The sequence below is a fragment of the Bradyrhizobium sp. CCGUVB14 genome (assembly GCF_024199935.1).
GTDB lineage: Bacteria > Pseudomonadota > Alphaproteobacteria > Rhizobiales > Xanthobacteraceae > Bradyrhizobium.
Map to the genome: position 1 here is coordinate 1,944,770 of NZ_JANADS010000001.1, position 24,221 is coordinate 1,968,990.

General features: G+C 61.9%; 21 protein-coding genes and 5 pseudogenes. 14 read left to right on the forward strand and 12 right to left on the reverse strand.

Going from position 1 to position 24,221, the window contains the following annotated elements; genetic code table 11:
• The first annotated feature begins 96 nt into the window (after window positions 1-96).
• The gene (locus tag NLM32_RS09045) at window positions 97-810 is read left to right on the forward strand and encodes a hypothetical protein (RefSeq protein WP_254128735.1); all 714 of its coding nucleotides are present in this window, start codon (window positions 97-99) and stop codon (window positions 808-810) included.
• Between the two features lie 377 nt (window positions 811-1,187).
• On the opposite strand, the pseudogene NLM32_RS09050 reads toward NLM32_RS09045, so the two are convergent.
• A pseudogene (locus tag NLM32_RS09050) lies at window positions 1,188-1,418 on the reverse strand (IS5/IS1182 family transposase); the annotation flags it as partial.
• A 133-nt stretch (window positions 1,419-1,551) separates the two neighbouring features.
• Here NLM32_RS09050 and NLM32_RS45765 point away from each other — a divergent pair.
• Window positions 1,552-1,956, forward strand: a complete 405-nt coding sequence (locus tag NLM32_RS45765; protein ID WP_375143541.1) for a transposase — start codon at window positions 1,552-1,554, stop codon at window positions 1,954-1,956.
• Between the two features lie 251 nt (window positions 1,957-2,207).
• On the opposite strand, the pseudogene NLM32_RS09060 reads toward NLM32_RS45765, so the two are convergent.
• Window positions 2,208-3,333 (reverse strand): annotated as a pseudogene (locus NLM32_RS09060) (IS3 family transposase).
• An 87-nt stretch (window positions 3,334-3,420) separates the two neighbouring features.
• Here NLM32_RS09060 and tnpB (NLM32_RS09065) point away from each other — a divergent pair.
• Entirely contained in the window at window positions 3,421-3,666 is a 246-nt protein-coding gene (gene tnpB / locus NLM32_RS09065) for an IS66 family insertion sequence element accessory protein TnpB (RefSeq protein WP_254128736.1), read from the forward strand.
• A gap of 99 nt (window positions 3,667-3,765) precedes the next feature.
• Complete coding sequence (locus NLM32_RS09070) at window positions 3,766-5,346, forward strand: IS66 family transposase (protein ID WP_375143635.1); 1,581 nt, start codon at window positions 3,766-3,768, stop codon at window positions 5,344-5,346.
• On the opposite strand, the gene NLM32_RS09075 is transcribed toward NLM32_RS09070, so the two are convergent.
• Window positions 5,347-5,784, reverse strand: coding sequence for a hypothetical protein (locus NLM32_RS09075; RefSeq protein ID WP_254128737.1), 438 nt, complete (start codon window positions 5,782-5,784; stop codon window positions 5,347-5,349). It abuts the gene before it with no gap.
• 136 nt (window positions 5,785-5,920) lie between these two features.
• Between NLM32_RS09075 and NLM32_RS09080 the strand changes: the two genes are divergently transcribed.
• Both NLM32_RS09080 and NLM32_RS09085 read left to right on the forward strand, forming a co-directional pair.
• Window positions 5,921-7,093 carry an IS110 family transposase gene (locus NLM32_RS09080; protein WP_254128738.1) on the forward strand — a complete coding sequence of 391 codons (1,173 nt, stop codon included), beginning with the start codon at window positions 5,921-5,923 and terminating at the stop codon, window positions 7,091-7,093.
• Between the two features lie 600 nt (window positions 7,094-7,693).
• On the forward strand, window positions 7,694-8,959 hold the full coding sequence (locus NLM32_RS09085; RefSeq protein WP_254128605.1) for an IS256 family transposase: 1,266 nt from the start codon (window positions 7,694-7,696) through the stop codon (window positions 8,957-8,959).
• Between the two features lie 33 nt (window positions 8,960-8,992).
• Here the strand turns inward: NLM32_RS09085 and NLM32_RS09090 are convergent.
• A pseudogene (locus NLM32_RS09090) lies at window positions 8,993-9,511 on the reverse strand (helix-turn-helix domain-containing protein); the annotation flags it as partial.
• A 38-nt stretch (window positions 9,512-9,549) separates the two neighbouring features.
• Here NLM32_RS09090 and NLM32_RS09095 point away from each other — a divergent pair.
• The gene (locus NLM32_RS09095; protein ID WP_254128739.1) at window positions 9,550-9,831 is read left to right on the forward strand and encodes a LexA family transcriptional regulator; all 282 of its coding nucleotides are present in this window, start codon (window positions 9,550-9,552) and stop codon (window positions 9,829-9,831) included.
• Between the two features lie 27 nt (window positions 9,832-9,858).
• On the opposite strand, the gene NLM32_RS09100 is transcribed toward NLM32_RS09095, so the two are convergent.
• Window positions 9,859-10,980 carry an IS630 family transposase gene (locus NLM32_RS09100; RefSeq protein WP_254135249.1) on the reverse strand — a complete coding sequence of 374 codons (1,122 nt, stop codon included), beginning with the start codon at window positions 10,978-10,980 and terminating at the stop codon, window positions 9,859-9,861.
• 40 nt (window positions 10,981-11,020) lie between these two features.
• Here NLM32_RS09100 and NLM32_RS09105 point away from each other — a divergent pair, with 40 nt between their 5' ends.
• Window positions 11,021-11,278 (forward strand): LexA family transcriptional regulator, encoded by a 258-nt coding sequence (locus NLM32_RS09105; RefSeq protein ID WP_254128612.1) that lies wholly within the window; start codon window positions 11,021-11,023, stop codon window positions 11,276-11,278.
• A 126-nt stretch (window positions 11,279-11,404) separates the two neighbouring features.
• Here NLM32_RS09105 and NLM32_RS09110 read toward each other — a convergent pair whose 3' ends face one another.
• The 7 genes from NLM32_RS09110 to dctP all read right to left on the reverse strand — a co-directional run bounded on the left by NLM32_RS09110 (window position 11,405) and on the right by dctP (window position 19,008).
• Entirely contained in the window at window positions 11,405-12,580 is a 1,176-nt protein-coding gene (locus NLM32_RS09110; protein WP_254128740.1) for a M20 aminoacylase family protein, read from the reverse strand.
• Between the two features lie 382 nt (window positions 12,581-12,962).
• Window positions 12,963-13,310, reverse strand: a complete 348-nt coding sequence (locus NLM32_RS09115) for a hypothetical protein (protein WP_309144837.1) — start codon at window positions 13,308-13,310, stop codon at window positions 12,963-12,965.
• Between the two features lie 6 nt (window positions 13,311-13,316).
• Window positions 13,317-14,870: an AMP-binding protein gene (locus NLM32_RS09120; protein WP_254128741.1), complete on the reverse strand. Its 1,554-nt coding sequence runs from the start codon at window positions 14,868-14,870 to the stop codon at window positions 13,317-13,319.
• 31 nt (window positions 14,871-14,901) lie between these two features.
• Window positions 14,902-16,068: an acyl-CoA dehydrogenase family protein gene (locus tag NLM32_RS09125; RefSeq protein ID WP_254128742.1), complete on the reverse strand. Its 1,167-nt coding sequence runs from the start codon at window positions 16,066-16,068 to the stop codon at window positions 14,902-14,904.
• A 30-nt stretch (window positions 16,069-16,098) separates the two neighbouring features.
• Window positions 16,099-17,388 (reverse strand): TRAP transporter large permease, encoded by a 1,290-nt coding sequence (locus NLM32_RS09130; protein WP_254128743.1) that lies wholly within the window; start codon window positions 17,386-17,388, stop codon window positions 16,099-16,101.
• A gap of 12 nt (window positions 17,389-17,400) precedes the next feature.
• The gene (locus NLM32_RS09135; RefSeq protein ID WP_254128744.1) at window positions 17,401-17,955 is read right to left on the reverse strand and encodes a TRAP transporter small permease; all 555 of its coding nucleotides are present in this window, start codon (window positions 17,953-17,955) and stop codon (window positions 17,401-17,403) included.
• 27 nt (window positions 17,956-17,982) lie between these two features.
• Window positions 17,983-19,008 (reverse strand): TRAP transporter substrate-binding protein DctP, encoded by a 1,026-nt coding sequence (gene dctP / locus NLM32_RS09140; protein ID WP_254128745.1) that lies wholly within the window; start codon window positions 19,006-19,008, stop codon window positions 17,983-17,985.
• Between the two features lie 226 nt (window positions 19,009-19,234).
• Here dctP and NLM32_RS09145 point away from each other — a divergent pair, with 226 nt between their 5' ends.
• The 6 genes and pseudogenes from NLM32_RS09145 to NLM32_RS09170 all read left to right on the forward strand — a co-directional run.
• Window positions 19,235-20,437 (forward strand): CaiB/BaiF CoA-transferase family protein, encoded by a 1,203-nt coding sequence (locus NLM32_RS09145; RefSeq protein ID WP_254128746.1) that lies wholly within the window; start codon window positions 19,235-19,237, stop codon window positions 20,435-20,437.
• A 27-nt stretch (window positions 20,438-20,464) separates the two neighbouring features.
• Window positions 20,465-20,935: pseudogene (locus NLM32_RS09150) on the forward strand (MaoC family dehydratase); the annotation flags it as partial.
• On the forward strand, window positions 20,935-21,786 hold the full coding sequence (locus tag NLM32_RS09155) for a CoA ester lyase (protein WP_254128747.1): 852 nt from the start codon (window positions 20,935-20,937) through the stop codon (window positions 21,784-21,786). The pseudogene NLM32_RS09150 and the gene NLM32_RS09155, both read left to right, overlap by 1 nt.
• Window positions 21,787-21,807: 21 nt before the next feature.
• On the forward strand, window positions 21,808-22,545 hold the full coding sequence (locus NLM32_RS09160; protein WP_254128748.1) for an IclR family transcriptional regulator: 738 nt from the start codon (window positions 21,808-21,810) through the stop codon (window positions 22,543-22,545).
• Window positions 22,546-23,085: 540 nt separating this feature from the next.
• Complete coding sequence (gene tnpB / locus NLM32_RS09165; protein ID WP_375143542.1) at window positions 23,086-23,427, forward strand: IS66 family insertion sequence element accessory protein TnpB; 342 nt, start codon at window positions 23,086-23,088, stop codon at window positions 23,425-23,427.
• A gap of 152 nt (window positions 23,428-23,579) precedes the next feature.
• A pseudogene (locus tag NLM32_RS09170) lies at window positions 23,580-23,999 on the forward strand (transposase); the annotation flags it as partial.
• Window positions 24,000-24,221 lie beyond the last annotated feature (222 nt).

A 24,221-nucleotide genomic window follows, 5' to 3' on the forward strand; every position in this document is an offset into this window, starting at 1 on the left:
AGCAATTCTGCACATGTTCTCTTCTCTGAGGTCGCATAGTCGCCCAGAACTAGCAAAGATGATCCGATAATGATGGAAAGATCAGGATATAGTTGCATGACGAGCGCTACTACGAAATCGCTAGGAATTCTTCGCCTCGACCGTTTCCTGCCGGCCGGTACAGTTGCGGCGGACCCTCCGGATGGTTCGATCCTCCACGCATCAACCTTTGAATTTCCCACGATCTCCGAAGTCGTAGTGGGAGCGGGTGTTGAGCGGGTAGTTAAAGGGGATATCGGCTTAGAGCCGGCCTTCATAGCTGCGGCCAACAGATTGGTTGCGAGAGGCGCAGTAGTTATTGCAACCACCTGTGGCTTCGCGGTCAGACATCAAAAAGCATTATCGCGGGCGGTTTCCGTGCCTGTCGTAACATCAAGCTTGCTTCTACTGCCTCTATTGCTGCGACAACTTCCGCAGCAAGCTAAGATTGCTATTCTAACATACGACTCTACGCATTGCAGCGAAGATTTGTTCGATCTCGAGCACGAAGACGACCGTCGCAGAATTGTAGTCGGTGGCATTGAAGGTGGCAAGTTTTGGCACGATGAGCTGAAGTCCCCTCCGCCCCCGGTTGATGTTCACTCGATCGAAGAGGATGTTGCTGCTTGCATCCAGCGATTGCGGGACTCTGAGCCGGACATTGCTCTGATTTTGTTTGAATGTGCCGCGTTTCCATCGATCTCGGCGTCGATTCGCCGCCTTACGAAACTCCCGCTCTACGACATTACAGACCTGTGCCGCATGACAATGGCCGCTGTCACGCTTGGCTGAATGCCGTGCTCTGGCGGCAGTGGACGATTTCTAATACCCTGCTTCTCTCGCTCGGTGTAGTGTTACGCTTGTTGCGCTTCAGCGAGGCTGACATGCTCCGCTCGATTGTCCTCGCGCTGAGGTTTGCCTATTTCCGGGATAAGAAGCGGGGCAAGAAGCACTCGGCAAGGCTTTCGGCGGTTGAGGTTCCACGAATTCGGCGTGAGCGACGCGACCTCTATAAAAGGCCTACGATATGGCGGCATGGTCGTGTGGAGTTGGCCGATGCCATGCTTCACGTCCCGGCCCCGCGTGAGATGCTCGGAGAAAACTTCTGAACCCTGGGGCGAGCAGGACGTCCTGATCTTGGCAATTGAAGACAAGGGATAAGTTGTTCGTTAAGAAGCCGAATTGATCTGGGTTGGGCTTTTGAGCGTTCGCAATATCAATCTCAGGAACATGGCCAAGAGTTCTGTGAGCCAGGCGAGGACGCGGCGGAAGTTGTGGCCCTCGGCTGAGAGGATGACCTTGGCGGCGTCTCCGGCGCGGCCTTTGAGGTAGCAGCGGCCGAGGTGACCTTCGGCTTTCATGTGTCCGATGATGGGCTCGATGGCGGAGCGGCGACGTAGCGTGAGCGTCATGCAGCGACCACGCTTTGAGGGCTGATCTGGTCGGCTAGAAAGATCTCGCGGAATGGTTTGTCGCGAGGTCACAATGTCGAAGGATAGTCGTAAGAATAGCGATAAGGATAAGCATACGCCTATGCTCGAACACGGTGCCGACACGCTGCAGCGTGTCGAGATCATCACCGGGACGGGCCGGCGTCGGCGCTGGTCGGCCGATGCGAAGGCGGCGATTGTCGCGGAGAGTTTTGCGCCGGGTGCAAGCGTGTCCGCGGTGGCGCGGCGACACGACATCAGTTCGAGCTTGTTGTTTCTCTGGCGTCGCCAGGCCACGCGGGCGCAGGTCGCGGAGCGCGGGGACGGAGGCATGCCAGCTGGCTTTGTGCCGGTCGCGATCGCCGGCTGCGGGGGCGAATTGCCGTCGCGCGAGGAGCGGGCGGCAATCGAGATCGAGGTCGGCGCGGTTCGCATCCGTGTCAGAGGAACGGTCGACCGGCGGGCGCTGTGCGAGGTGCTGGCGGCGGTCAGGACAGTTGTCCGATGATCGGGCTGCGACCCGGGTTGTCGGTCTGGATCGCAACGCAGCCGGTCGATTTCCGTCGCGGCATGGACTCGCTTGCGATGCTGGTGAGCGAGGCGTTCGGAGTGGAGAGCTGGCCCCGGTTGTTTGGACAGCGCCCCGCGGAAATTAAGTGGATTCCTGCCGGTTTACACTGACTGCGGGGCTTTGCGATTTTGTCGTTGCGTCGGGAGGGCGTAGCCCGACCAGAGCGACGACAAAATCGCGGGCGACGATCATGCGGCCATCACCATCGCTTGCACGCCGAAGTAAGCCTCGTCGGGCGTGCGTTCGTCAAGGCTCGAGTGCGGGCGTCCCTGATTGTAGAACGCCAGATATTTGGAAATCGACGCTCGCGCCTCGGACACGCTGTCGTAGGCGCGCAGATAGACTTCCTCGTATTTGATCGTGCGCCAGAGCCGCTCGACGAACACGTTGTCACGCCAGGCGCCCTTGCCATCCATGCTGATAGCGATCTTGGCGTCCATCAGCACGCTGGTGAAGTCGACGCTCGTGAACTGGCTGCCCTGATCCGTGTTGAAGATCTCGGGCCTGCCGTGCTTCGTCAACGCCTCCTGGAGCGCTTCGACGCAGCTGCCTCCATCGTGATCGATACGCGATGGGCCAGGACCCGTCGGCTGAACACATCAACGACCGCCGCGAGGTAGACGAAGCCACGCCGCATCGGAATGTAGGTGATGTCCATCGACCACGCCTGGTCGGCCCGTTCGATCTTCAATCCGCGCAACAGGTACGGGTAGATCTTGTGGCCCGGTGCCGGCTTGCTGGTGTTCGGACGGCGATAGATCGCCTCGATCCCCATGCGCTTCATCAGCGTCGCGACGTGGCGGCGGCCAATCTGCACGCCCTCACGCCGCAACAGCGATCGCAGCATGCGCGCCCCTGCGAAGGGATAATCGAGGTGCAACTCATCGAGCCGGCGCATCAAGGCAAGGTCCTCGGCCGAAACCGGCCGAGGCTCATAGTAGACCGTGCTGCGGGCAAGGTTCAGGACCTTTGCCTGGCGCACGACAGGCAGATCATGGTCGCGGTCGATCATCGCTTTGCGCTCAGCAGGCCCGCCTTGGTGAGCGCGCCGGACAAAAAATCGTTCTCCAACGCCAACTCGCCGATTTTGGCATGCAACGCCTTCAAATCGACCGGCGCCTCGGCCGGTCCCTTGTCCTGCCCAAACACGCCGGCGGCGCCTTCCAGGAGCTGGTTCTTCCAGGTCGTGATCTGGTTCGGATGGACATCAAACAGTTGCGCCAGTTCGGCCAACGTCTTCTCCCCCTTCACGGCCGCCAAAGCCACCTTCGCCTTGAATGCCGGAGAATGCGTCCGGCGACTCCTCTTCGTCATCTTCGCTCCTGATTCGCGGCGAGAATCCTCGCCGCTGTCAGGCAGAAAATCCACTCAAGCTACTGTCCGAATTTGCGGAGCCAGCTCTTGGATCCGTTCGACGGCGGACTTTACATCTTCCGCTCCAAGCGCCGAGATCGCGTGAAGATCCTGACCTGGGACGGAAGCGGCCTTGTCCTTTACTACAAGAGAATCGAGGGGCAGTTCACCTGGCCGCCGATCAAGGAAGGCGTCATGCCGCTATCTCACGCTCAGCTCTCGGTGCTGCTCGAGGGCTCAGACTGGAAGCGTGTGCCGATGCGGGTTGTGGATCAGCCCGCACGAGCTGGTTGATCCGTATCAATAGTAGTTCGTCACTCATGTGGAGTTGTTGTAGAACCACTCTGCATGAGTGATTTGCCTTCCGATCCAGCATTGCTTCGACAAGCCGTGATGGCGCTATCGTCACGGCTTGCGGCGCTGTCGGCGGAATGCAGCATGCTTTCGGCCGAGCGTGATGCAGCGATCGTCCAACGCGACGCTGCGGTCCAGGAGAACGACAAGCTCCTGATGATCCTGTCCCAATACAAGCGCACGATCTTCGGTCCCCGGTCCGAGACCCTGGACCCCGGGCAGCTGTCTCTCTTCACCATCACGGCGGAGGCGGCTCGTGCCGCCAACGACGACGTGACCGGAGCCAGGCTGCCTGACGGAGCGGAGGGCCGTGGAAAGCGACCGGCGCGACGCAACCGGGGGAAGCTTCCGGAGCATTTGCCGCGCATCGATGTCGTAATCGATATCGAGAGCCATATCTGCCCCTGCTGCGGCGAGCGACTGCACAAGATCGCGGAGACCGTCAAGGAAGCCTTCGACGTCATTCCGATGCAGTACCGGGTCAAGCGCATTGTGCGTCCGCGGTACGGCTGCCGGGGATGCCGCCAGGGTGTGCTGCAGGCACCCGCGCCGGCCCAGGCGATCGACGGCGGGATGGTGACGGAAGCCTTGCTGGCCCACATCGCGGTGATGAAATACGGCTACCAGCTGCCGCTGTATCGGCAGGAACAGATGTTCGCCGCGCAAGGCATCACACTCGACCGGCAGACGCTGGCCTCGTGGATGCGCCACGCAGCCTGGTGGCTGAAGCCGCTTCACACGCTGTTGCGCGACACAATGATGTCCTACCCGCGGCTGTTTGCCGACGAGACGCCGCTGCCGGTTCTCGATCCCGGACGTGGCAGGACCAAAGTCTGCCAGTTCTGGGCGATCGCCACCGACGACCGTCCGTGGGGCGGCCCGGCGCCGCCGGCGGTGGTCTACATGTTTGCCGAGGATCGCAAGGCGATCCGCGACAAGCAGCTGTTCGGGGACTACCACGGCATCCTGCAGGTCGATGGCTATGCCGCCTACAAGGGCCTGATCAAGAGCGGCGGCCGTCTGATACAGCTGGCGTTCTGCTTCGCGCATGCGCGGCGGAAGTTCTGGGACGTTCACGTCGCGACCAAGTCACCGATTGCCGCGGAAGCGCTGCAACGGATCGCGATGTTCTACGCCATCGAGGATCGCATCCGCGGTCTGCCGGCGGCGCATCGGGCTGCAGTGCGGCAAACCGACGCCAGGCCGCTGATAGAGGACTTCAAACCCTGGCTCGAGGCGCGGCTGCTGGAAGTCTCGAAGAAGTCCGGCCTTGGCAAAGCTATCCGCTACACCCTCAACCATTGGGCCGGTCTGACGCGCTTCATCGAAGACGGACGCATTGAAGTAGACAACAATACGGTCGAGCGCGGTATCAAGCCGATAGGGCTCGGAAAGAAGAATTATTTGTTCGCGGGCAGCGAAGGCGGCGCCGAGACCTGGGCCATTCTTGCGTCGCTCATCAACTGGGCAAAGCTGCAAGACATCGACCCGCGGCACTATCTGGCCGATGTTCTCGAGCGCATCGTCTCTGGGCGCACAAAGATCAATCAGCTGCACATGCTGTTGCCGTGGAATTGGAAGGCCGAGCGCGACAGTTCGCAGGCAAAGCTCGCCGCCTGATCAGTTCGACGGCAGGGCATCTGGAACTTCCTGCGGATCGCTGGTGTCGTCATAGATCTCCTCGCGGATCACACGCAGCGTCATCTCGTGCAGATAGACTTGCAACGCCCTCTCCAGCTCGGTGAACTCCGGCAGCAGAACTTTGTCGACGAAGCCTCGTGACGCACGGATCATCACCGTGTTGCGTCGCTGGCGGTGATAACGAAACGGCCGCAGCCCGTACCGGCGGCAAAGCGCCAAGAACAGGTGCCGCGACCATTGGTCGGGAAGTGAAAATTGCTGCTCGATCGGCGGATCGTGGCGAGCCAGCTCCTCGACCCGGGCACGCACCCGCTGTAGCGCAGCTTCCGCCGCAAAGCGCTCACCAGCAGTTCCGGCACCCGCGAACAACGCCTCTATCTTCCGAAGCTTCTCCCGTAGCTGCGACTCGCTGGTCATTCTGATCCCCGTTGCCCGCTCCGAACCGGGTCACCCCATCACCGGGGGTCTCGTCGAAGATTCCATGGGGAGTGGATAGCGACTAGGTCTGAGGCCAGACTGAGGTTGCTGAATCCCTTCAACCTGGAGAACGACGATGTTGCTCGATCATCATTCCGACGGACCGGCCGCTATCCGCACGCAGTTTGGCGCAATTTTTGTGTCGTTGGAACTGAGCCGTTCGACTTGGCTGGTTACCTCGCTATCGCCCGGCAAGAGCGAGAAAATGTCCAAACGCAGCGTGAAGGCCGGCGATATTGCGGAACTCTTGAAGCTGTTCGCAGAGCTAAAGCGCAAGGCGCAGGCGCGAACGGGTGAGAGCTATCCGATCATTACAATCCAGGAGGCGGGGCTGGATGGGTTCTGGCTTCACCGCAGTCTGCAGCAGGAGGGCATCGAGAGCCACGTGGTGGATCCGGCCTCGATCGCGACTTCGCGCCGGCGCAGGCGGGCCAAGACGGACAGGCTGGATGGCGAGACGCTGCTGCGGGCGCTTTTGGCCTACAAGCGCGGCGAGCCGCGGGTCTGCGCGATGGTCGTTGCTCCCTCTCCGGAAGAAGAGGACCGCCGCCGGATTTGCCGTGAGCGGCGGACATTGATCGCTGAGCGGATCGAGCATGTGAACCGGATCAAAGGCCTTCTGTTCGCGCAAGGGATATCTGATTACGCGCCGTTGCGGCGCGACCGGCGGGCGCGCCTTGAGGCCCTGCGTACGGGGGACGGTCGCGCACTGCTGCCGCATCTCAAAGAGCAGGTCAGTCGCGAACTCGATCGGCTCGAACTGCTGCTCGACCAGATCAAGGCAGTGGAGGCCGCGCAGGATGCTCTCCTGGTCGAGGCGGGAAAGCCAGCCGGCGAGAAGAAGGGCGCAGCGGACCCGGTCACAATGCTGCTCGCCTTGAAGGGAATGGGCGCCAACTTCGCCGGGGTTCTCTGGTCGGAGGCCTTCTACCGCCACTTCGCCAACCGTCGTCAGGTTGCTGCCTATGCCGGTCTTGCGGCCACGCCATGGCGGAGTGGCGGTATCGAACGCGAGCAGGGCGTGTCGAAGGCCGGCAATCCGCGGCTGCGCACAACCATGGTCCAGCTCGCCTGGCTCTGGGTGCGCCACCAGGGACAATCGGCTCTGGCGCAGTGGTTCAAGGCGCACAGCCAGCGCGGCCGCAAGCGTGCGATCGTGGCGCTGGCGCGCAAGCTGCTCGTGGCTCTGTGGAAGTACGTGACCGCAGGCGTCGTGATTGAGGGAGCCGTGATGAAGTCCGTCGCCTAACACAAGCGCTTTCCCCCGCAAACTCAAAACCAATCTGCCGAGGTTCGATCAGCCTCGGCCGATCCGGGTGGACGAACCGATGGTCTGCATGGCTTCAAAAAGCCGCGTCGAAGAATGGTCTCGTCCTCTCGAGCCTGCCCGCCGCAAGCGGAATGTTGGTGCAGTTGCCTCGCGCGACGACCGAATGTGAGTTTGATCTGGCAAGTAAACCAGATTGCCAAAACCGGGCTCGACTTGGATCGCCATCGAAAAAAGGAGCTATCTGGCCTGCCTACGCCCGACCACATCAGCCTGATGGCGTGCTCGATCAAGTCAAGGCCAAGCCGCTGCGCGGCGGCCCTACGGGCCGGCCTTGACTTGATCTGCGCGCCCCATCTCCAAAGCTCCAAGGTCGGGACGAAGAGCTGGCCTGCCATCGAACAAAGAGCTGACCAACCACCTTGACACACTCAATCCCCATGTGAGCAGACCAGCGGCCGCTCGGGATCCGGCGCCTCGGCGTGAGCTATGGCCGAAACTGGGTGATGACGGGTTGAGAGAGGCGGCGTATCGAGGCGGGTGTCCAGCCTGCCAGAAACCTCTCAAGGAGAGCGATACGCCATGACCGAGACTACCAACGTTCTTGCTTTTCGTCAGCCCTCCACGGTTGACGATCCACTGACCGATATCCTCCGCGCTGGGGCGCGCGAGCTGCTTGCCAGGGCGATCGAGATCGAGGTCGACACGTTTCTGGCCAGCACGTCCGAGCTGACACTGCCGGACGGTCGGGCCCGGCTGGTCCGGCACGGCTATGGACCGGCGCGACAAATTCAGACCGGCATCGGCCCCGTGGAGGTCGCCCGGCCGAAGGTTCGGGACCGCGGCGCCTGCGGGGCCAATCGGATCCGCTTCAGCTCGGCGATCCTGCCGCTGTGGGCGCGGCGCACCAAGAGCCTGGATGCCCTGCTGCCAGTGCTCTACCTGCGCGGCATCTCGACTGGCGACTTCCAGGACGCGCTGTCGGCGCTGCTCGGCAAGGATGCGCCGAACCTGTCGGCGTCGGTGATTGCACGCCTGACGGCCGACTGGCAGGCCGAGTACGAGCGTTGGCAGCGACGTGACCTGTCGGCGCGGCGCTACGTCTATCTCTGGGCCGATGGCGTTTATTTGCAGGCCCGGATGGAGGATCACAGCGAATGTATCCTGGTGCTGGTCGGCGCGACGCCGGAGGGCCGCAAGGAATTGGTCGGCTTCCAGGTGGGCGCCCGCGAGAGCGCCCAGAGTTGGCGTGAGCTCTTGATCGATGTGAAGCAGCGCGGCCTGCGGATCGCTCCTGAAGTGGCGGTCGGTGACGGCGCTCTGGGGTTCTGGAAGGCTCTCGACGAGGTCTTCCCTGGCACGCGACACCAGCGGTGCTGGTGCCACAAAGTCAGCAACGTGCTCGACAAGGTCGCCAAATCCGTGCAGGGCGCAATGAAGAACGACCTGCGGAACGTCTATCTGGCGCCGAGCCGGGCGAAAGCCGAAACCGCGATCGACACCTTCGTCGAGAAATACCGTGCCAAATACGGGCCTGCGGTCGAGTGCTTGATCAAGGATCGTGAGGCGCTGCTCGCGTTCTTCGACTTCCCTGCCGAGCATTGGGCTCATCTGCGCACCTCGAATCCGATCGAGAGTGTGTTCGCCACGGTGCGGCACCGGACGGTGCGAACGAAAGGATCGCTCTCGCCGAAAACCGCGAAGCTGATGGTGTTCAAGTTGATCGACGCCGCATCGAAGACATGGCGCCGACTGAAAGGAACAAATCAGTTGCCGAAGGTCATCGCCGGTGTAAAGTTTACCGACGGCATCGAGGTCACTCCGACCACTGAAAGCCACGCCGCCTGATCAGGCCGCGTCACCCAGAATCGGCCATAGCTCCTCGGCGTAGAGATCGAGCACGTCCTCCATGCGGGCGACGTATTCGCCGTCGACATGAGGAATGCACCACATGTCCCTGCGCCACGGCTTGAGGTCGTTCTCGGCCAGCCGGCGGCGCACGGTTTCGCCCGACAGGCTGTCGTGATCGGTGAGCTTGACCATCGTGTCGGCCAGCAGTGTCAGCGTCCAGCGTTTGCGGCCAGCTGGCGGCTTGGCGCATGCGGTCGCCACCAGCAGGGCCTCCTCCTTGCCGGTCAGCTTGCGCTCTGCGCCCGGACGCGGCTCCTCGCTCAAGGCCCGCTCCAGATTGCCTTCCACGAAGCGGCGTTTGGTCCGGCCGACGGTGGACAGGCTGACCCGGACGGTTCGGATAATCTCCGCGTCGCAGCGGCCCCCATCGGCCGCCAGCAAAATCTGCGCCCGCTTCAGCTTGCGGGCAGCATGCTTGCCGCCGTTCAGCATCGCCGTCAATTCGTCCCGCTCGACTTGGCTCAATTCCACCCGATAACGTACATTCATGCTTCGCCTCCTTGTCGGAGGCCGGGACGAATCCAGCTATGAGTCAAAAATCAGGCGCGCGCCTCACCGAGAAGCAGGGTCACTACCTCGCTTTCATCCACACCTATTCGTACATGTTCGGACAGCCGCCCGCCGAAGCCGACATCCAGCGCCATTTTCGCGTCAGCCCGCCGTCAGTCCACCAGATGATCGTCACCCTCGAACGCAACGGCTTCATTCGTCGCAAGCCTGGCGTCGCACGAAGCATCGAGATTCTCTTGCCTCCCGAAAACTTGCCCATCCTCGAATGGCTCGGTATCAAATCGTCAAAATCACTGTGACGAACCACTAGTACCTCAGCACAGTGATTATGACTCTTTGGAAGGGTTTGGGTAGGCGCGACCCATTTTGGCGCGGGCCTTTTCGGTTGTGAACATCCATTTGATGCGGGAGCGTGCGGCATTTCTCTGCCGTTCCCAGGCGGAGATTTCGCGCCGCAGTCGCTTGGGGTCGTCGATCCTGCGGTCGAGGCACTGTCCCCGCAGGACGCCGATCTCGATCTCGACCATGTTGAGCCAGCTTGCGTGCTTTGGAGTGTAGTGGAACTCGATCCGCCGCAGGATGCGCCGTGCTTCGGCGGGCGGGAACGCCTGATACAGGGCGCCGGCGGAGTGGGTCGATAAATTGTCTTGGACGAGGCGGATGATCTCGGCATCGGGATAATGGATGTCGACGAGATCGCGCATGCATTGGGCATAGTCTTTTGCGGCTCGCCGTTCGGTGACTTTGACCTTGCGCCAGGGGCGATGCACGTCGAGGAGGACGAAGAGATTGACCGTCCCATTGCGACGATACTCGTAATCGTAACGCTCGAGCTGGCCCGGCTTGGCCGGGATGGGCTGACGGACCTCGCCGATGAGCTGCACCGGGCTTTCATCGAAGCACACCACCGGTCGCTTGGAATCGGGTGCCTCGGCGTAGAGATCGAGCACGTCTTCCATGCGGGCGACGTATTCGCCATCGACCTGCGGAATGCACCACATGTCCTTGCGCCAGGGCTTGAGGTCGTTCTCCGCCAGACGTCGCCGGACCGTCTCGCGCGACAGGCTTTTGTGTTCAGTGAGCTTGACGAGCGCACCCGCCAACAGATCGAGCGTCCAGCGGGCACGGCCCTTTGGAGGGGCCGCACAGGCGGTCGCCACCAGCAAGGCTTCTTCCTTGCCGGTGAGTTTGCGCTCCGCCCCGGGACGCGGCTCCTCGCTCAGCGCCCGTTCCAGATTGCCTTCCACGAAGCGGCGTTTGGTCCGGTACACGGTCGAGCCGCTCACGCCGACGCTCCTGGCGATCTCCTCGTCGCCGGCCCCGGCATTGGCAGCCAGCAAAATCTGCGCCCGCTTGAGCTTGCGGGACGCATGCTTGCCGCCGCTGAGCAGCGCCTTGAGTTCGCCGCGCTCGACTTGGCTGAGTTCGACCCGATAGCGTACATTCATGCCTGCCTCCCTGAGAGGCACGCACGAACAACTGAATCGGATGGCCGGCGTGAGTCCTTCGGCAAAAACCTTCACGCCCAAGCAGGGGCAATACCTCGCCTTCATCCACCTCTATACGAGGCTTCACCGAAGGCCTCCGGCAGAAGCCGACATGCAGGAATATTTCCGCGTCAGCCCGCCTTCGATTCACCAAATGGTGCTGGCGCTCGAACGAGCGGGCCTCATCACAAGGCAGCCAAGGATGCCTCGCAGCATCGAGGTCCTCGTTGATCCCAAGTGTCTGCCGGAGCTAACCTGACTGCCGCACGACGCAACCCGTCAAAATCACTGTGCTGAGGTACTAGGGACTCGCCCGACGACTGGGTGAACTTGATGCACGGCGTTTTTCGGGGCGAGGATCTCAAGTTCAGTTTCGCGCGTACCGTCACGGAGCCAGCACCATTTCAACCAGATTCACCCAATAGCCGATACCATATGGCAGTGCTTCGTCATTAAAATCATATGCCGGATGGTGCGGGAAGGCGGTAGGGCCGTTCCCCATGAAAATGTACGCTCCTGGTCGGGCCTCAAGCATGTACGCGAAATCCTCCCCCCCCATTCTTACGGGCAGCTTGTCGTCTACAGACGCAGGCCCAACGAGACCACGCGCCGCCTTGATCGCCAGATCAGTCTCATTCGCGTGGTTCACGGTAACGGGGAGGTATCGACGGTATTTGAATTCGACATCGGCGCCGAATGCTCGCGCAATTCCTTCCGCTGCTACTTGCATCTGCCGTTCGGCGAAATCCCTCAGATTGGGTACAAGGGTCCTGACGGTCCCGCCCAATGTAACCTTGTCGGGGATGACGTTGTAAGCTTGGGCCGCCTCAAATCGGGTAACGGAAATTACGAGCGACTCGATCGGATTCGTGTTGCGTGAAACCAAAGTTTGCAGGCCAACGATAATCTGTGCTGCGATAACAACTGGATCGATGGTGTTGTGGGGCTTGGCCGCATGGCCGCCCTTACCCTTGACGACGATGTCGAAATCGTCCTGTGCGGCCATGATCGGGCCATTGCAAATACCGAAGGTGCCGATTTCCATTCCCGGGTTGTTGTGCATACCAAAGACTTTGGAAATGCCGAAACGGTCCATGATTCCGGCTTCGACCATCTTCTGGCCACCGAGTTTATCACCCCCTCCATCTTCTTCTGCGGGCTGGAAGATCAGAGCGACGGTACCTCTGAAATTGCGGGTACTCGCAAGATATTTCGCAGCACCCAGCAGCATGGTTGTATGACCATCATGGCCGCATCCATGCATTCGACCCGGTATCTTCGAGGACCAAGCCTTGTTTGATTCTTCGTTAATTGGCAAAGCGTCCATGTCAGCTCGCAACCCGATCGTCGGGCCGTCTCCGCGCGCGCCCTGAATTAGAGCGACGATACCGGTTTCAGCAATCCCGGTTTCGATGTGATTGATGCCAAAGGAAGCCAGCTTCTCGATCACAAACCTGGCCGTATTGTCCAATCGATAATCGAGCTCGGGATTTTCGTGCAGATAGTGACGCCACTCGGTCGCTTCGACCTGAAGATCCCGGAATGTTTCAACGCTGTGCATGTCTAGCCCTGCCGTAAGTTATGCGCGACTTGCGGACATTAAACCTGTGCTTGCGTTCGTGTCGTGCGTTTTTCTGGTGGACCCGTAGAGTTACTGCGTTTTTTTGGATAGCGCGCGGGAAAGCGGCGAGATCATTTGGCGCAAGCTGCCCCATCCTACCGATATCGCTCCAAGGTCTAAGGCTCGCAGGCCACGGACGGCCCACGAATAGGGCTAGCGTTTCAAAGGCGGGCGGCCATGTCGCGCGAAACGAGTATCGGTCGCCACAACGTCTGACGCCTGCCCGAGGATCTTCGTTCCTCAGGCGTCCGATACCAACCACGACTTGGTCGCTGCGCAAATTGACCGCTTTCCACGAAAAGGAAACACCGGCATGTCCAAGTTATGCTGAATCCGTGGCTTGCAGCAAGCCCGTCTCGCCAGCGTTCGAATTCGTTATAGTCTGGGCGTACGCTGGACCTCGGCATCTTCGCCAGGACTTGTCCGCCTCGCGAGCCCGCCGCGCGTTGCCGATCACGCCATAGCTCAGGAGCGACACGTTAGGTACCCAAGCGGAGAACGTGTCCGAGAACAACGGCTCGACCATCACGCGGAAGGGCGGCAAGTGCGCCGCCTGCGTCACCAGCACTTCGGTCAAGGTGACGGGCTCCGCGGTCGCCTTCCTGCGCACCACGAGATCGCCGTCCTGGATAAGGCCGGTAAAATCGATCGGCGCTGCGTCCTCCGGCATCCTTCGCTAGTCCATCGGAGCAAGTCGCGCGGAAGACTCGCCGAGCAGCGCGCGCAGCTCCGTCTTCACGATCTTGCCATAGCTGTTCTTGGGTAACTCGGCCGTGACGTAATACTGCTTCGGCCGCTTGAAACGCGCGATCCAGGCGTTGCAGATCCGGTCGAGATCGTCGCGCTCCACCTTCTTTCCGGCCACGGGAACAACGACGGCGACGACCTCTTCGCCCCACTCCGGATGCAGACGACCGATGACCGAGACTTCGGCAACCGCTTCGTGGCGCAATAGCACCTCCTCGACTTCGCGCGGATAAATGTTGGTGCCACCGGAGATGATGACGTCCTTGGAGCGGTCCTTCAACGTCAGGAATCCATCGGCATCGAACGCGCCCATGTCGCCGGTGTAGAGCCAGCCGTCGCGCAATGTGCTCGCGGTGGCGTCCGGGTTCTGCCAGTAGCCGGACATCACGGTATCACCGCGCACGATGATCTCGCCGACCTCTCCCGATGCAACATCCCGCCCCGCCTCGTCCACGGCACGAACCTGCACCACGCTCTGCGCGATGCCGACCGAGGCGAGGCGTTCTTCATAGCGCGGATGTGTGGCGCCGACATGCATCGATCTGGGCAAATAGGTGATGGTCATCGGCGTCTCGCCCTGACCATAGATCTGCGCAAGCTTCGGTCCGAACACGGCGAGCGCGGCCTTGCAATCGGCGACATACATGGGACCGCCGCCGTAGATGATGGTCTTCAGCCCTGGCGCGGTCGCGCCTGCCGATTCCGCGGCGACCGTCAGGCGTCGCACCATGGTCGGTGCGGCGAAGAAGGAGATGCCGGCACGCTTCTCGGTCAGTTCCAGAATCTCGTCAGGCTCGAAGCGGCCGCTTTCGGGAATGATCTGCGCGCCCATGCCGAGCACGTGCGGCACCATGTAGAGGCCGGAGCCGTGCGACATCGGCGCAGCATGCAGCAGCGCCTCGCCGGGCACGATCGGATTGATCTCGGCGAGGTAGTTCAGCGCCATGGCGAGCAGGTTGCGGTGGCTGAGCAGCGCGCCCTTGGGCCGGCCCGTGGTGCCGCTGGTGTAGAAAATCCAGGCGGGATCCGTGATCGCGACATCGGCGATCGCGACGCCCTCAGCTTTCTCGAAGCCACGATGCTCGACCGAGCCGACCTCGACGACGCTGGGCTTGGCCGCACTGAGCGCCAAGGCCTCTGAAGCGACGCTCGCCATATCCTCGGTCACGAAGACGACCGCTGCACCCGAATTGTCGAGAATGAACGCGACCTCGCGCGGATGCAGCTTGGCGTTGATGGGAACGGCGACCAGCCCGGCATGCCAGCAGGCATAGAGACAGGCGACGTAGTCGGGCGCATTCTTCATCAAGAGCGCGACCCGGTCGCCTTTGACGAGACCGAGGCGTCGCTGCAACGATGCGGCCAGAGAGGCCGCCGTCGCAGCGAGTCGACCGTAATCCGCAACCGGTGTCAACCCCTTGAATAGCGCCGGCGCGAAGGCGTCTGCCTTGGCGGCACGCAGGAGGTGGTGAGCGAGGTTCATGGCGATCCTGTCAGACGAAGCACGGGTGAGATTAGTAGGACTTGGCCAGACCCAACACCTTCTCCGCAATAAAGCCGAGCGCGAGCTGCGGGGAGACCGGCGCGATGCGCGGGATCAGAACCTCGCGCAAATAGCGCTCGACGTGGAATTCCTTGGCATAGCCGAAACCGCCATGGGTCATCACAGCCTGCTCACAGGCCGAGAAGCCGGCCTCCCCTGCGAGATACTTTGCGGCGTTGGCAGCCGCGCCGCACGGCATGCCATTGTCGTATTGCCAGGCCGCCGACATCACCATCAGCCAGGCCGCCTCGAGCTCGACCCAGTTGACCGCGAGCGGATGCTGAATGCCCTGGTTCTTGCCGATCGGGCGATTGAACACGGTTCGCGTCTTGGCATACTCGGTCGCACGCGACAGCGCGAGCTTGCCGAGACCGACGGCTTCCGCAGCGATCAGGATGCGCTCGGGGTTCATGCCTTCGAGGATGTACTGAAAACCTTTGCCCTCCTCGCCGATCCGGTCCTCCATCGGAATTTCAAAGTCCTCGAAGAACAACTCGTTGGAATCGACGATCTTGCGGCCCATCTTCTCGATCTCGTGGACCTTGATCTTGTTGCGATCGAAGTCCGTGTAGAACAGGCTGAGGCCGTGGGTTGGCGAGCGCACCTCTTCCAGCGGCGTGGTGCGCGCCAGCAGCAGGATTTTGTGTGCGACCTGCGCGGTCGAAATCCAGACCTTCTGGCCGTTGACGATGTAGCGGTCGTTCTTGGCAACCGCGCGGGTCTTGAGTTGGGTGGTGTTGAGGCCGGTGTTCGGCTCGGTGACGGCAAAGCACGCCTTCTCGCGGCCCTCGACCATCGGCGGCAGCATGCGCTTGCGCTGCTCCTCGGTGCCGAACACGACGACGGGATTGAGGCCGAACACGTTGATATGCACCGCCGATGCGCCGGACATACCCGCGCCCGACTCTGCGATCGTCCGCATCATGATCGCAGCTTCGGTGATGCCGAGACCGGAGCCGCCATATTCTTCCGGCACGCAGATGCCGAGCCAGCCGGCATCGGCCAGCGCCTTGTGGAAGTCGTGCGGGAAGCCGCCATCATGATCTTTCTTCAGCCAATAGGCATCGGGAAAGCCCTCGCAGATCTTGGCGATGGCGTCGCCAATGGCTTCCTGCTGATCGGTGAGCGCGAAATCCATGATGGTCTCCTTGTGGAGGCTCGTTTTAGCCTAGCGCCCCATCTGCGAGGGCAGCCAGAGGATGATAGACGGAAACGCCACCAAAATCGCAATCGCGATCAGGTGTGCGATGAAGTGCGGGAAGGTGCCGTGGAACACCTCCGCCACCGGCCGCTTGGCGTAGCGGGCGACGATGAAGCAATTCAGCCCGACTGGCGGCGTGATCATGCCGACCTCAGCCGTAACGATCTTGATGACGCCGAACCAGATCGGATCGAAGCCGAGCGTCTTGATCAGCGGCAGCACGATCGGCACCGTCAGCACCAGGATCGCGATCTGGTCCATGAAGGAGCCGAGCACGATATAACCGCACAGGATCAGCGTGATGATGATCCAGCGCGAGGTCGGCAACGAGCCAATCCAGGCGACGAGATCCTGCGTCACATGGGTGAGCGTGAAGAAGTAGCCGAAGATCGAGGCACCGACGAGGATCATGATGATCATGCAGGTGCCGTGGCAGGCGCGTAGCAGCGTCTTGTAGAGCGAGGTCGGCGTGATCTTGCCCTTGACGATCGCCAGCAGGAAGGCGCCGAACGCGCCGAAGGCCGAGGCCTCGGTCGGCGTCGCGACGCCGAGATAGATCGTGCCTGTCACGATCGAGAACAGCACCACCATCGGCGAGACCTGCCACAGCAGCGCGAACTTCTCGCGCCACGGCACCGATTTCGCAGTCGGCGCACGCGAGGGATCCTGCCAGACCAGGAAATAGATCGTGGCCATGATGGTGATGGTGACGAGGATCGCGGGGATGATGCCGCTGATGAGGAGCTTGCCGATGTTCACTTCCGCCAGCAGGCCGAAGATGACCAGCGCGACGCTGGTCGGCAGCAGCATCGACAACGTGCCCGAGATCGCGACCACGCCGGCGGCCATCTTCGGCTCGTACCCTTGGCGGATCATCGCGGGAAGGCTGGTCGAGGACAGCGTCGCCGCTGAGGCCGTCGAGGTGCCGCAGATCGCACCAAATCCGGCGCCGGCAAGCGCGGTCGCCATGCCGAGGCCACCAGGAACGCGGCCGACCCAGGCCGAGGCCGTCTTGAACAGATCGTCCGCAACGCCGGACAGCAGCACGAGGTCGGCCATCAGCAGGAACATCGGGATGGTGATGAGCTCATAAGAGGAGACGGTCGAGAGTGGCGCGGTCTCCAGGATACCGAACAAGGTCGGAAAGCCGCCGACCATGACGAGGCCGACCGAGCCGGAAAAGGCCATGGCGAAACCGACGGGCGTGCCGAGCGCGAGCAGTCCGAACAGCAGGGCGAGAACGATGAGAGGTGTCATGAATGCCTGCCGTTACTCGAAGCCGCGCGCTTCGCCGACGCCGGTGACCGGCGGCAGCGGATAGAGGTCGCGGCCGCTGACGAGGCTCAGCACATTGCCGACGAGCTGGAGCGCCAGCCGCAACACCAGCACGCCGCAGCCGAAGGGCACCAGCGCCGCCGAAATCCAGGTCGGCCAGGGAATCGCGCCGGAGAGGACGTCATGCTGCTCGTAATTTTCGAGCGCACGGGCGAAGCCGACCTTGTAGATCAGGACGAAGACGAACAAGCCCGCAAGCGCAGTGACGATCTCGGACAACCGCCGCCCCGCCGGTGAGAAGCGCGACAACAGGATGTCGACGCCGACATGCGCATGCTCGCGCAAGGCGTCCGACAACGTGAAGAAGAACACGCCGGCGAGCAGATAGAGCCCGATCAAATCATAGGTGAAGGAAAACGGGCTGTTCAGCACGTAGCGCATGAACACGTCGGTCACCACCAGCACCATGATCACGAACAGGAACACCACCGCGATGACAGTCAGCGCGCGCTCCAGCGCACCGAGCACTTGCCCTGCCCGTTCGATCACGTCGCGTCTCCCTGTTCGTTTTGCAGATTACTTGCTGCCGGCCGCCAGCAAGTCTTCGAACTCCTTCAGCGCGGCGGAGGCCTGCTTGCCGCGGCTGTCGAGACCAGCCGCCCATTCATGGCCGACGCCTTTCAGCTTGTCCTTCATTTCCACGCGCGTGGCCTCGGGCAGCGGATCGAAGGTGACGCCCTCGTCCTGCATCTGCTTCTTGGTGACCGCACCTTCCTTGTCGACGTCGGCGCAGGCTTTTGGCGTGATCGCCTCGGAGGCCTCGTTCATCGCTGTCTTCACGTCGTCGGGCAGCTTGTCCCACACCGACTGATTGATGGAATAGGCGACAATGAAGCTGCCGAAGCTGACGCCTTCGGTGGCGTGCTTGACCAGCTTGTCGAGGCCATAGGCGACGACGCTGTCGAGCGGAAACAAAAGACCATCCATCGTGCCGCGCGACAGCGATTCATAGGCATCGGGTGCGGCCATGCGCACCGGCACCGCGTTGAGCGCGCGCAACGTCAGATCCTGCGCACCGCCGGTGGTGCGCAGCTTCAGGCCCTGCATGTCCTTGGTGGCCTCGACCTTCGATTTGACGGTCCACACCTGATAGGGCGGCAGCACCACCGCCATCAGCAGCTTGATTTTGTTTGGCGCGTATTCCTGCTTGGCCAGCACGCCCTCGCGCGCGCTCTTCCAATAAGCGAGCGTACCCTGGCAGCTGGTCGCGAACGCACCCGGCAATTGCGCGACTTCCGACAACGGCATCTTGTCGGAGACGTAGGACGGCCCGATGTAGCCGATGTCGACCACGCCCGACTGCGTCAGCCGCAGCATATCCGCGGCCTTGCCGATCTGCTGGTTCGGATAATAGGTGAAGGTCACCGCGCCGTTGGTGCGCTTGGTGACGTCATCCATCCAGGGCTTGAGCATCAGGCGGACGAGATAGTGTCCTGCGGGGAAGCTGTCGGCGACCTTCAGCTCGAGTGCCTGCGCGGACAATGTCGAGACCGGCAGCGACAACGCGAGCACGGTGGCAGCCCGGACCAGATTCTTCCTCATATCGTTCTCCCTGACGCGTCCCATGCCGAAGGCGGCAGCCGCTGGCTACTGAGCCGCTCGACCCCTCGCTCCGTTTCTTGCTTGAGGAAAATGTACATATATGTGAATTTATATGTCAAGTATATGAATTACGCATGGAGCTATGCGATCGCCGACAAAGCACTCGAATTGATCGCCAATTTCTGAATTCTAACTCCACATATATGAACTTACCCCACGAGGCCCCATGGGACCGCTCGCCGGCTTCACTATTCTCGACCTGACTTCGGTGCTGATGGGCCCCTACGGCACCCAAGTGCTGGCGGACATGGGCGCCGACGTCATCAAGGTCGAAAGCCCCGAGGGCGACATCGTTCGCCAGATCGGCCCTGGCCGCACGCCCGGTATGGGCGGCATGTTTCACAACGCCAATCGCGGCAAGCGCAGCATCGTGCTCGACCTCAAGAAGCCGGAGGCCCGCGACACGCTGCTCCGGCTGGCAAAGAGCGCCAACGCGCTGGTCTATAATGTGCGCCCGCAGGCGATGGCGCGGCTCGGCCTCGACTACGAGACGCTGGCTGCGATCAACCCATCGCTGGTCTATGTCGGTGCGTTCGGCTACGGCCAGTCCGGCCCCTATGCCGCCAAACCCGCCTATGACGACCTGATCCAGGGCGCAGCCACGATTCCGACGCTGCTAGCGGCCGCCGGCGACGGCACGCCGCGCTACGTCCCTGTGACCATCGCTGACCGCATCGTCGGCCTGATGATGGTCAACGCGATCATGGGCGGACTGATGCACCAGCAGCGCACCGGCCAGGGCCAGCGTATCGACGTGCCGATGTTCGAATCCATGACCGAGTTCGTGCTGGTCGATCACCTCGGCGGGCTCACCTACGATCCCCCGCTCGACCATGGCGGCTATACCCGCCTACTGTCGCGCTATCGCCGCCCCTACAAGACCAGCGACGGCTATCTCTGCGTGCTCATCTACAACGACAAGCACTGGCGCAGCTTCTTCGAGGCGATCGGACAGCCGCATTTCCTCGAGCAGCCGCGCTTTGCCAACCACGCCGCGCGCACCAAGCATATCGACGAGATCTACGCGGAGATCGGCCACATCTTCCTCACACGCAGCACCGCCGAGTGGCGCGAACTGCTGGAGCGCGCCGACATTCCGGTGATGCCGATGCACACGCTGGAGACGGTCCTCGAAGACCCGCATCTGAAGGCGATCGACTTCTTCAAGACGGTAGAGCACCCCGTCGAGGGCCGCATCCGCCAGATGCGCGTACCCTCGACCTGGAGCGTGACCCAGCCGGAGCCGGCTGGCCCGGCGCCGACGCTCGGCCAGCACGGCCGCGACATTTTGCGCGAGGCCGGCTTCTCGACCGAGGAGATCGAACGGCTTGCCGAACAAAAGGCAGTGCATCTGGCGGCGCCGCCCTAACGGCAGGCGCCGGCCAGATCGCAAGACAAAAGGGAGGAAACCGCGATGGCCGGACTTTATTTCGAAGACTTTTCCGTGGGCCAGGAGTTCAGGCATCCGCTGACCCGGACCGTCACGGAGATGGACAACACGATGTTCAGCCTGCTGACGCTCAATCCGCAGCCGCTGCACATTGACGCGCATTTCTCTGAAAAGACCGAGTTCGGCCAGCGCATTTTCAACAGCCTTTACACCCTCGGCATTATGATCGGCATGACGGTCTATGATACGACCATGGGCACAACCGTTGCCAATCTCGGCATGACCGACGTGACCTTTCCAAAACCGGTCTTCCATGGCGACACCTTGCGGGCGACGACGAAGGTGCTTTCGTTGAGAGAATCCAAATCGCGCCCGAAGGCGGGCATCGTCGAGTTCGAGCATCATGCTCTGAACCAGAACGACGAGATCGTCGGCAAATGCCGCCGCATGGCGATGATGCATAAGAGGCCGGTCTGATGCGTTCGATGCTGTTCGTGCCGGGGGATTCCCCGCGCAAATTCGAGAAGGCGAGCGAAGGCAGAGCCGACGCGCTGATCATCGACCTCGAGGATTCCGTCGTCACCGACAAGAAGCCGGAGGCGCGCGGGTTGACGCTGGCGATGCTGAAGGGCTCTCGCGGCTCGCACCAGCTCTATGTCCGCGTCAACGCGCTCGACACCGGCATGACGCTCGCCGATCTCGCCGCAGTGATGCCGGGCAAACCAGACGGCATCGTGCTGCCGAAATCGCAAGGTGGCGACGACGTGCGACAGGTTGCGACCTGGCTCGAAGCGCTGGAAGCAGCCGCCGGTATCACCGTCCGTGCAACCCGCATCGTCTGCGTCGCGACGGAGACCGCCAGCTCGATCTTCGGCCTCGGCAGCTACAAGGGCTGCTCCCCTCGCCTCGCCGGATTGATGTGGGGCGCGGAAGACCTTTCGGCTTCGCTGGGCGCCACCGAAAAAGCCTCGGGCGGCGTGTTCCACAGCCCCTATCGTCTCGCGCGCGATCTCTGCCTGATGGCGGCGGCCGCCGCTGAGGTCGCACCGATCGACACTGTCTATACCGACATCGACAATCTCGCAGGCCTCGAGCAGGAAACGCGCGCGGCACGACGCGACGGGTTTTCGGCAAAGGCGCTGATCCATCCGAAGCACGTCGACGTGGTCAACTCGGCGTTCGACCCAACCGACGCCGAGCGCGCATGGGCGGAGAAGGTGATCGCGGCATTCGCGAGCAATCCGAACTCCGGCACCCTGCGACTCGACGGACAGATGATCGACAAGCCGCATCTTCGCGCCGCGAAGAAGATCCTCGGCCAGAGCTAGAGCAGGACACGAAGCCCCGCCATGATCGTTCGCCAAGCCGCCAACGTCCTGGAGATCATGGAATTCTTCGCGCAAACGAGGAAGCCGGCGACGCTTGCCGAGATCGCCGATCATTTCGGCTGGCCGCGCTCGTCGACCTTCAACCTGCTCGCGACGCTCTCGGAGAAGGGCTATCTCTATGAACCGCGGCCGCGCGCCGGCTTCTATCCGACGCCGCGATGGCTGGCGATGGCGCGGATGATCTCCGAGGTCGAGCCACTGCCGCCGTGGACGCATCAGCTGATCGCGGACCTCTCCGCCGAAACCGGCGAAACGGCGTCCATCGTCGCGCCGGCCGGCGTGATGGCTGTCTTCATCGACGTCGTCGAGTCCCAGGCCGCGATCCGCTATTTCGCCACCATCGGCCACCGCGTGCCGATCCACGCCACCGCCAGCGGCCGCGCACTGCTGCTGCAATATTCGCCGGACGAGCGCGACTCCGTTTATCGCAAGATCGAGTTCAAGCAATACGGCCCCTCGACGCCGATCAGCATCGAGGCCGTCGAGGCGGAGCTGCGTAATTCGATCGCGCGCGGCTACTGCCAGAGCTTTGGCGATTATAGCCGCGACCTCGCGGGCGCGGCGGTTCCGCTGCCGATCGGCGACCGCCGTCTCTCCGTCGTTGTCGCCGGACCGGAATTCCGGATCGGCCCGAAGGTCGGAGACGTAGCGGCGCTGATTGCGCGGACGGTCGACCGGTTGCGGCCGAAGGCGGGGTAGCCCACTCCACGCTCACAACCCTCCCAACATCGCCATTGCTGGCCGTATCGTCCCGAAGGACTGCTTGTCAAGGTCGCGTCGCGGGGTCGAGCCATAGCGCGGGGCCAACAACGCAAAGATTCGGTCCAGCGTCGGGCGTGTTTTAGCCGAACAGAAGGGTACCAGAACTGCTCGCGGCGGAAGACTGAGTTCGCTCGGTTCCGAAAGGCGAATAAATTCATGAACCCAGTTGGGCCTGAAGCAAGGCCAGTACTCCTCATGTCAGTCAAATAGACACATCCTCGAACGCTTCACGCGACAGAGCGGCGGTGAGCGTAATCGCTCTTCTTGGTCGGGCTTGCGCGACCTTCGTATCCCTCCATTGAGGGCCGCCTTGCCTGATGAGCGGGATCGCTGCAGATCCTAGGAGAAGCGCTATGACGATTTTGAGGACGGAGATAATCACATCGGTCGAACGGCGGCGCCGGCGGTCCCAGGACGAGAAGGAACGGCTCGTTGCGGCATCGCGCTCCGTCGTGTTCTCGATGCTTTGGTGCGCCTATGATCCCGGTTCCGGCGGCCGTGCGAGAGTGGCTGGCGACAGGCCACAAGGATATGCGCCGAGGCTTTCCGTCGTTGGCGCTCCAAGTGCAGGAGGTGCTGCGCAAGGCCCCGCTCAGCGGTCATCTGTTCGTCTCAAGGTTCTTTGGAACGATCGGCTGGGCATGTCGCTCCAATCTGGGCGCCCCGACCGCGGGAAGTTCATCGGCCCACGGCGTCGCCCGGCGCGGTATCGATCGCAGCGGCGCAGATGGCCTATATGCCCGAGGGCATCGACTGACGGAATCCGCTACTGAGCTGGCGACCGCAAAGCGCGGGCAGAACGAAAAAATCTGCGGTTGAGCCATTTTGAGGAGTCTAATGTGCGTCACATGCATGCCGACCACGATGCCGTTCCGGATGACTTTGCCACTCTGAAAAGTCGCCACATTGCGCTTTTGTCGAACTAGCATTACAGTTGTTTTTTCGGAGCGCTTCTGAATCTATGGGCAACCATGATTCGGAGATCGTGGACGCGGGCAGCGTCGATAGAGGAAACGCTTGCGTTGTGGGCGGCGTCGCTTCGGGAGATCAAGAAGCGGATTCGTCCGTTGTTCACGCAAGAGCGTGTTGCGACGAATGCCGGCCTGTTCCTGGAAGGCTTGCTTGGAGATGAACAACGCAAGACCGGTTGGATGCGCGCGGAAGCGGCTGGCGATCCCGGCCCATGGCGCCAGCAGGCGATCCTGGGTCGCGGGGATTGGGACGCCGATGCCCTGCGCGATATCGTGCGCGACTATGTCATCGAGCATTTGGCGGATGACGATGCGGTGCTGGTGATTGACGAGACCGGCTTTCTCAAACAAGGCAAGGCGTCATGCGGAGTGGCGCGGCAATACACTGGTTCGGCAGGGAAGATCACGAACTCTGATGTTCGTTGTCCAGGGTTATCGGCATGAGGGGGCGATCTCCGTTTGTGCCGGAGTTGTCAATTGGATGATTGTTACGCAGCGCAGGAGGCAGAGCCGCTGAGACGACGGTTTGTAGACTCTGATACGCGGGTTGGATACCGCATTTCCGTTTGTTCGTCCGGGGCTGTCTCGATCTGCCAGCGGGCATCGACAATGTCGGCCACACAATTCGTGCGAGAGCTCCCC

Excerpts from the sequence above, each read along its gene's own strand:
- NLM32_RS09095 (WP_254128739.1), top strand. The coding sequence starts at position 9,550 with ATGAGTCAAAAATCAGGCGCGCGCCTCACCGAGAAGCAGGGTCACTAC.
- NLM32_RS09145 (WP_254128746.1), top strand. The coding sequence starts at position 19,235 with ATGGGACCGCTCGCCGGCTTCACTATTCTCGACCTGACTTCGGTGCTG.
- NLM32_RS09130 (WP_254128743.1), bottom strand. The coding sequence starts at position 17,388 with ATGACACCTCTCATCGTTCTCGCCCTGCTGTTCGGACTGCTCGCGCTC.
- NLM32_RS09100 (WP_254135249.1), bottom strand. The coding sequence starts at position 10,980 with ATGAATGTACGCTATCGGGTCGAACTCAGCCAAGTCGAGCGCGGCGAA.
- NLM32_RS09155 (WP_254128747.1), top strand. The coding sequence starts at position 20,935 with ATGCGTTCGATGCTGTTCGTGCCGGGGGATTCCCCGCGCAAATTCGAG.
- NLM32_RS09080 (WP_254128738.1), top strand. The coding sequence starts at position 5,921 with ATGTTGCTCGATCATCATTCCGACGGACCGGCCGCTATCCGCACGCAG.
- NLM32_RS09075 (WP_254128737.1), bottom strand. The coding sequence starts at position 5,784 with ATGACCAGCGAGTCGCAGCTACGGGAGAAGCTTCGGAAGATAGAGGCG.
- dctP (WP_254128745.1), bottom strand. The coding sequence starts at position 19,008 with ATGAGGAAGAATCTGGTCCGGGCTGCCACCGTGCTCGCGTTGTCGCTG.
- NLM32_RS09085 (WP_254128605.1), top strand. The coding sequence starts at position 7,694 with ATGACCGAGACTACCAACGTTCTTGCTTTTCGTCAGCCCTCCACGGTT.
- NLM32_RS45765 (WP_375143541.1), top strand. The coding sequence starts at position 1,552 with ATGCTCGAACACGGTGCCGACACGCTGCAGCGTGTCGAGATCATCACC.
- NLM32_RS09110 (WP_254128740.1), bottom strand. The coding sequence starts at position 12,580 with ATGCACAGCGTTGAAACATTCCGGGATCTTCAGGTCGAAGCGACCGAG.
- NLM32_RS09105 (WP_254128612.1), top strand. The coding sequence starts at position 11,021 with ATGGCCGGCGTGAGTCCTTCGGCAAAAACCTTCACGCCCAAGCAGGGG.
- NLM32_RS09045 (WP_254128735.1), top strand. The coding sequence starts at position 97 with ATGACGAGCGCTACTACGAAATCGCTAGGAATTCTTCGCCTCGACCGT.
- NLM32_RS09115 (WP_309144837.1), bottom strand. The coding sequence starts at position 13,310 with ATGCCGGAGGACGCAGCGCCGATCGATTTTACCGGCCTTATCCAGGAC.
- NLM32_RS09070 (WP_375143635.1), top strand. The coding sequence starts at position 3,766 with ATGGCGCTATCGTCACGGCTTGCGGCGCTGTCGGCGGAATGCAGCATG.
- NLM32_RS09160 (WP_254128748.1), top strand. The coding sequence starts at position 21,808 with ATGATCGTTCGCCAAGCCGCCAACGTCCTGGAGATCATGGAATTCTTC.
- tnpB (WP_375143542.1), top strand. The coding sequence starts at position 23,086 with ATGATCCCGGTTCCGGCGGCCGTGCGAGAGTGGCTGGCGACAGGCCAC.
- NLM32_RS09125 (WP_254128742.1), bottom strand. The coding sequence starts at position 16,068 with ATGGATTTCGCGCTCACCGATCAGCAGGAAGCCATTGGCGACGCCATC.
- NLM32_RS09120 (WP_254128741.1), bottom strand. The coding sequence starts at position 14,870 with ATGAACCTCGCTCACCACCTCCTGCGTGCCGCCAAGGCAGACGCCTTC.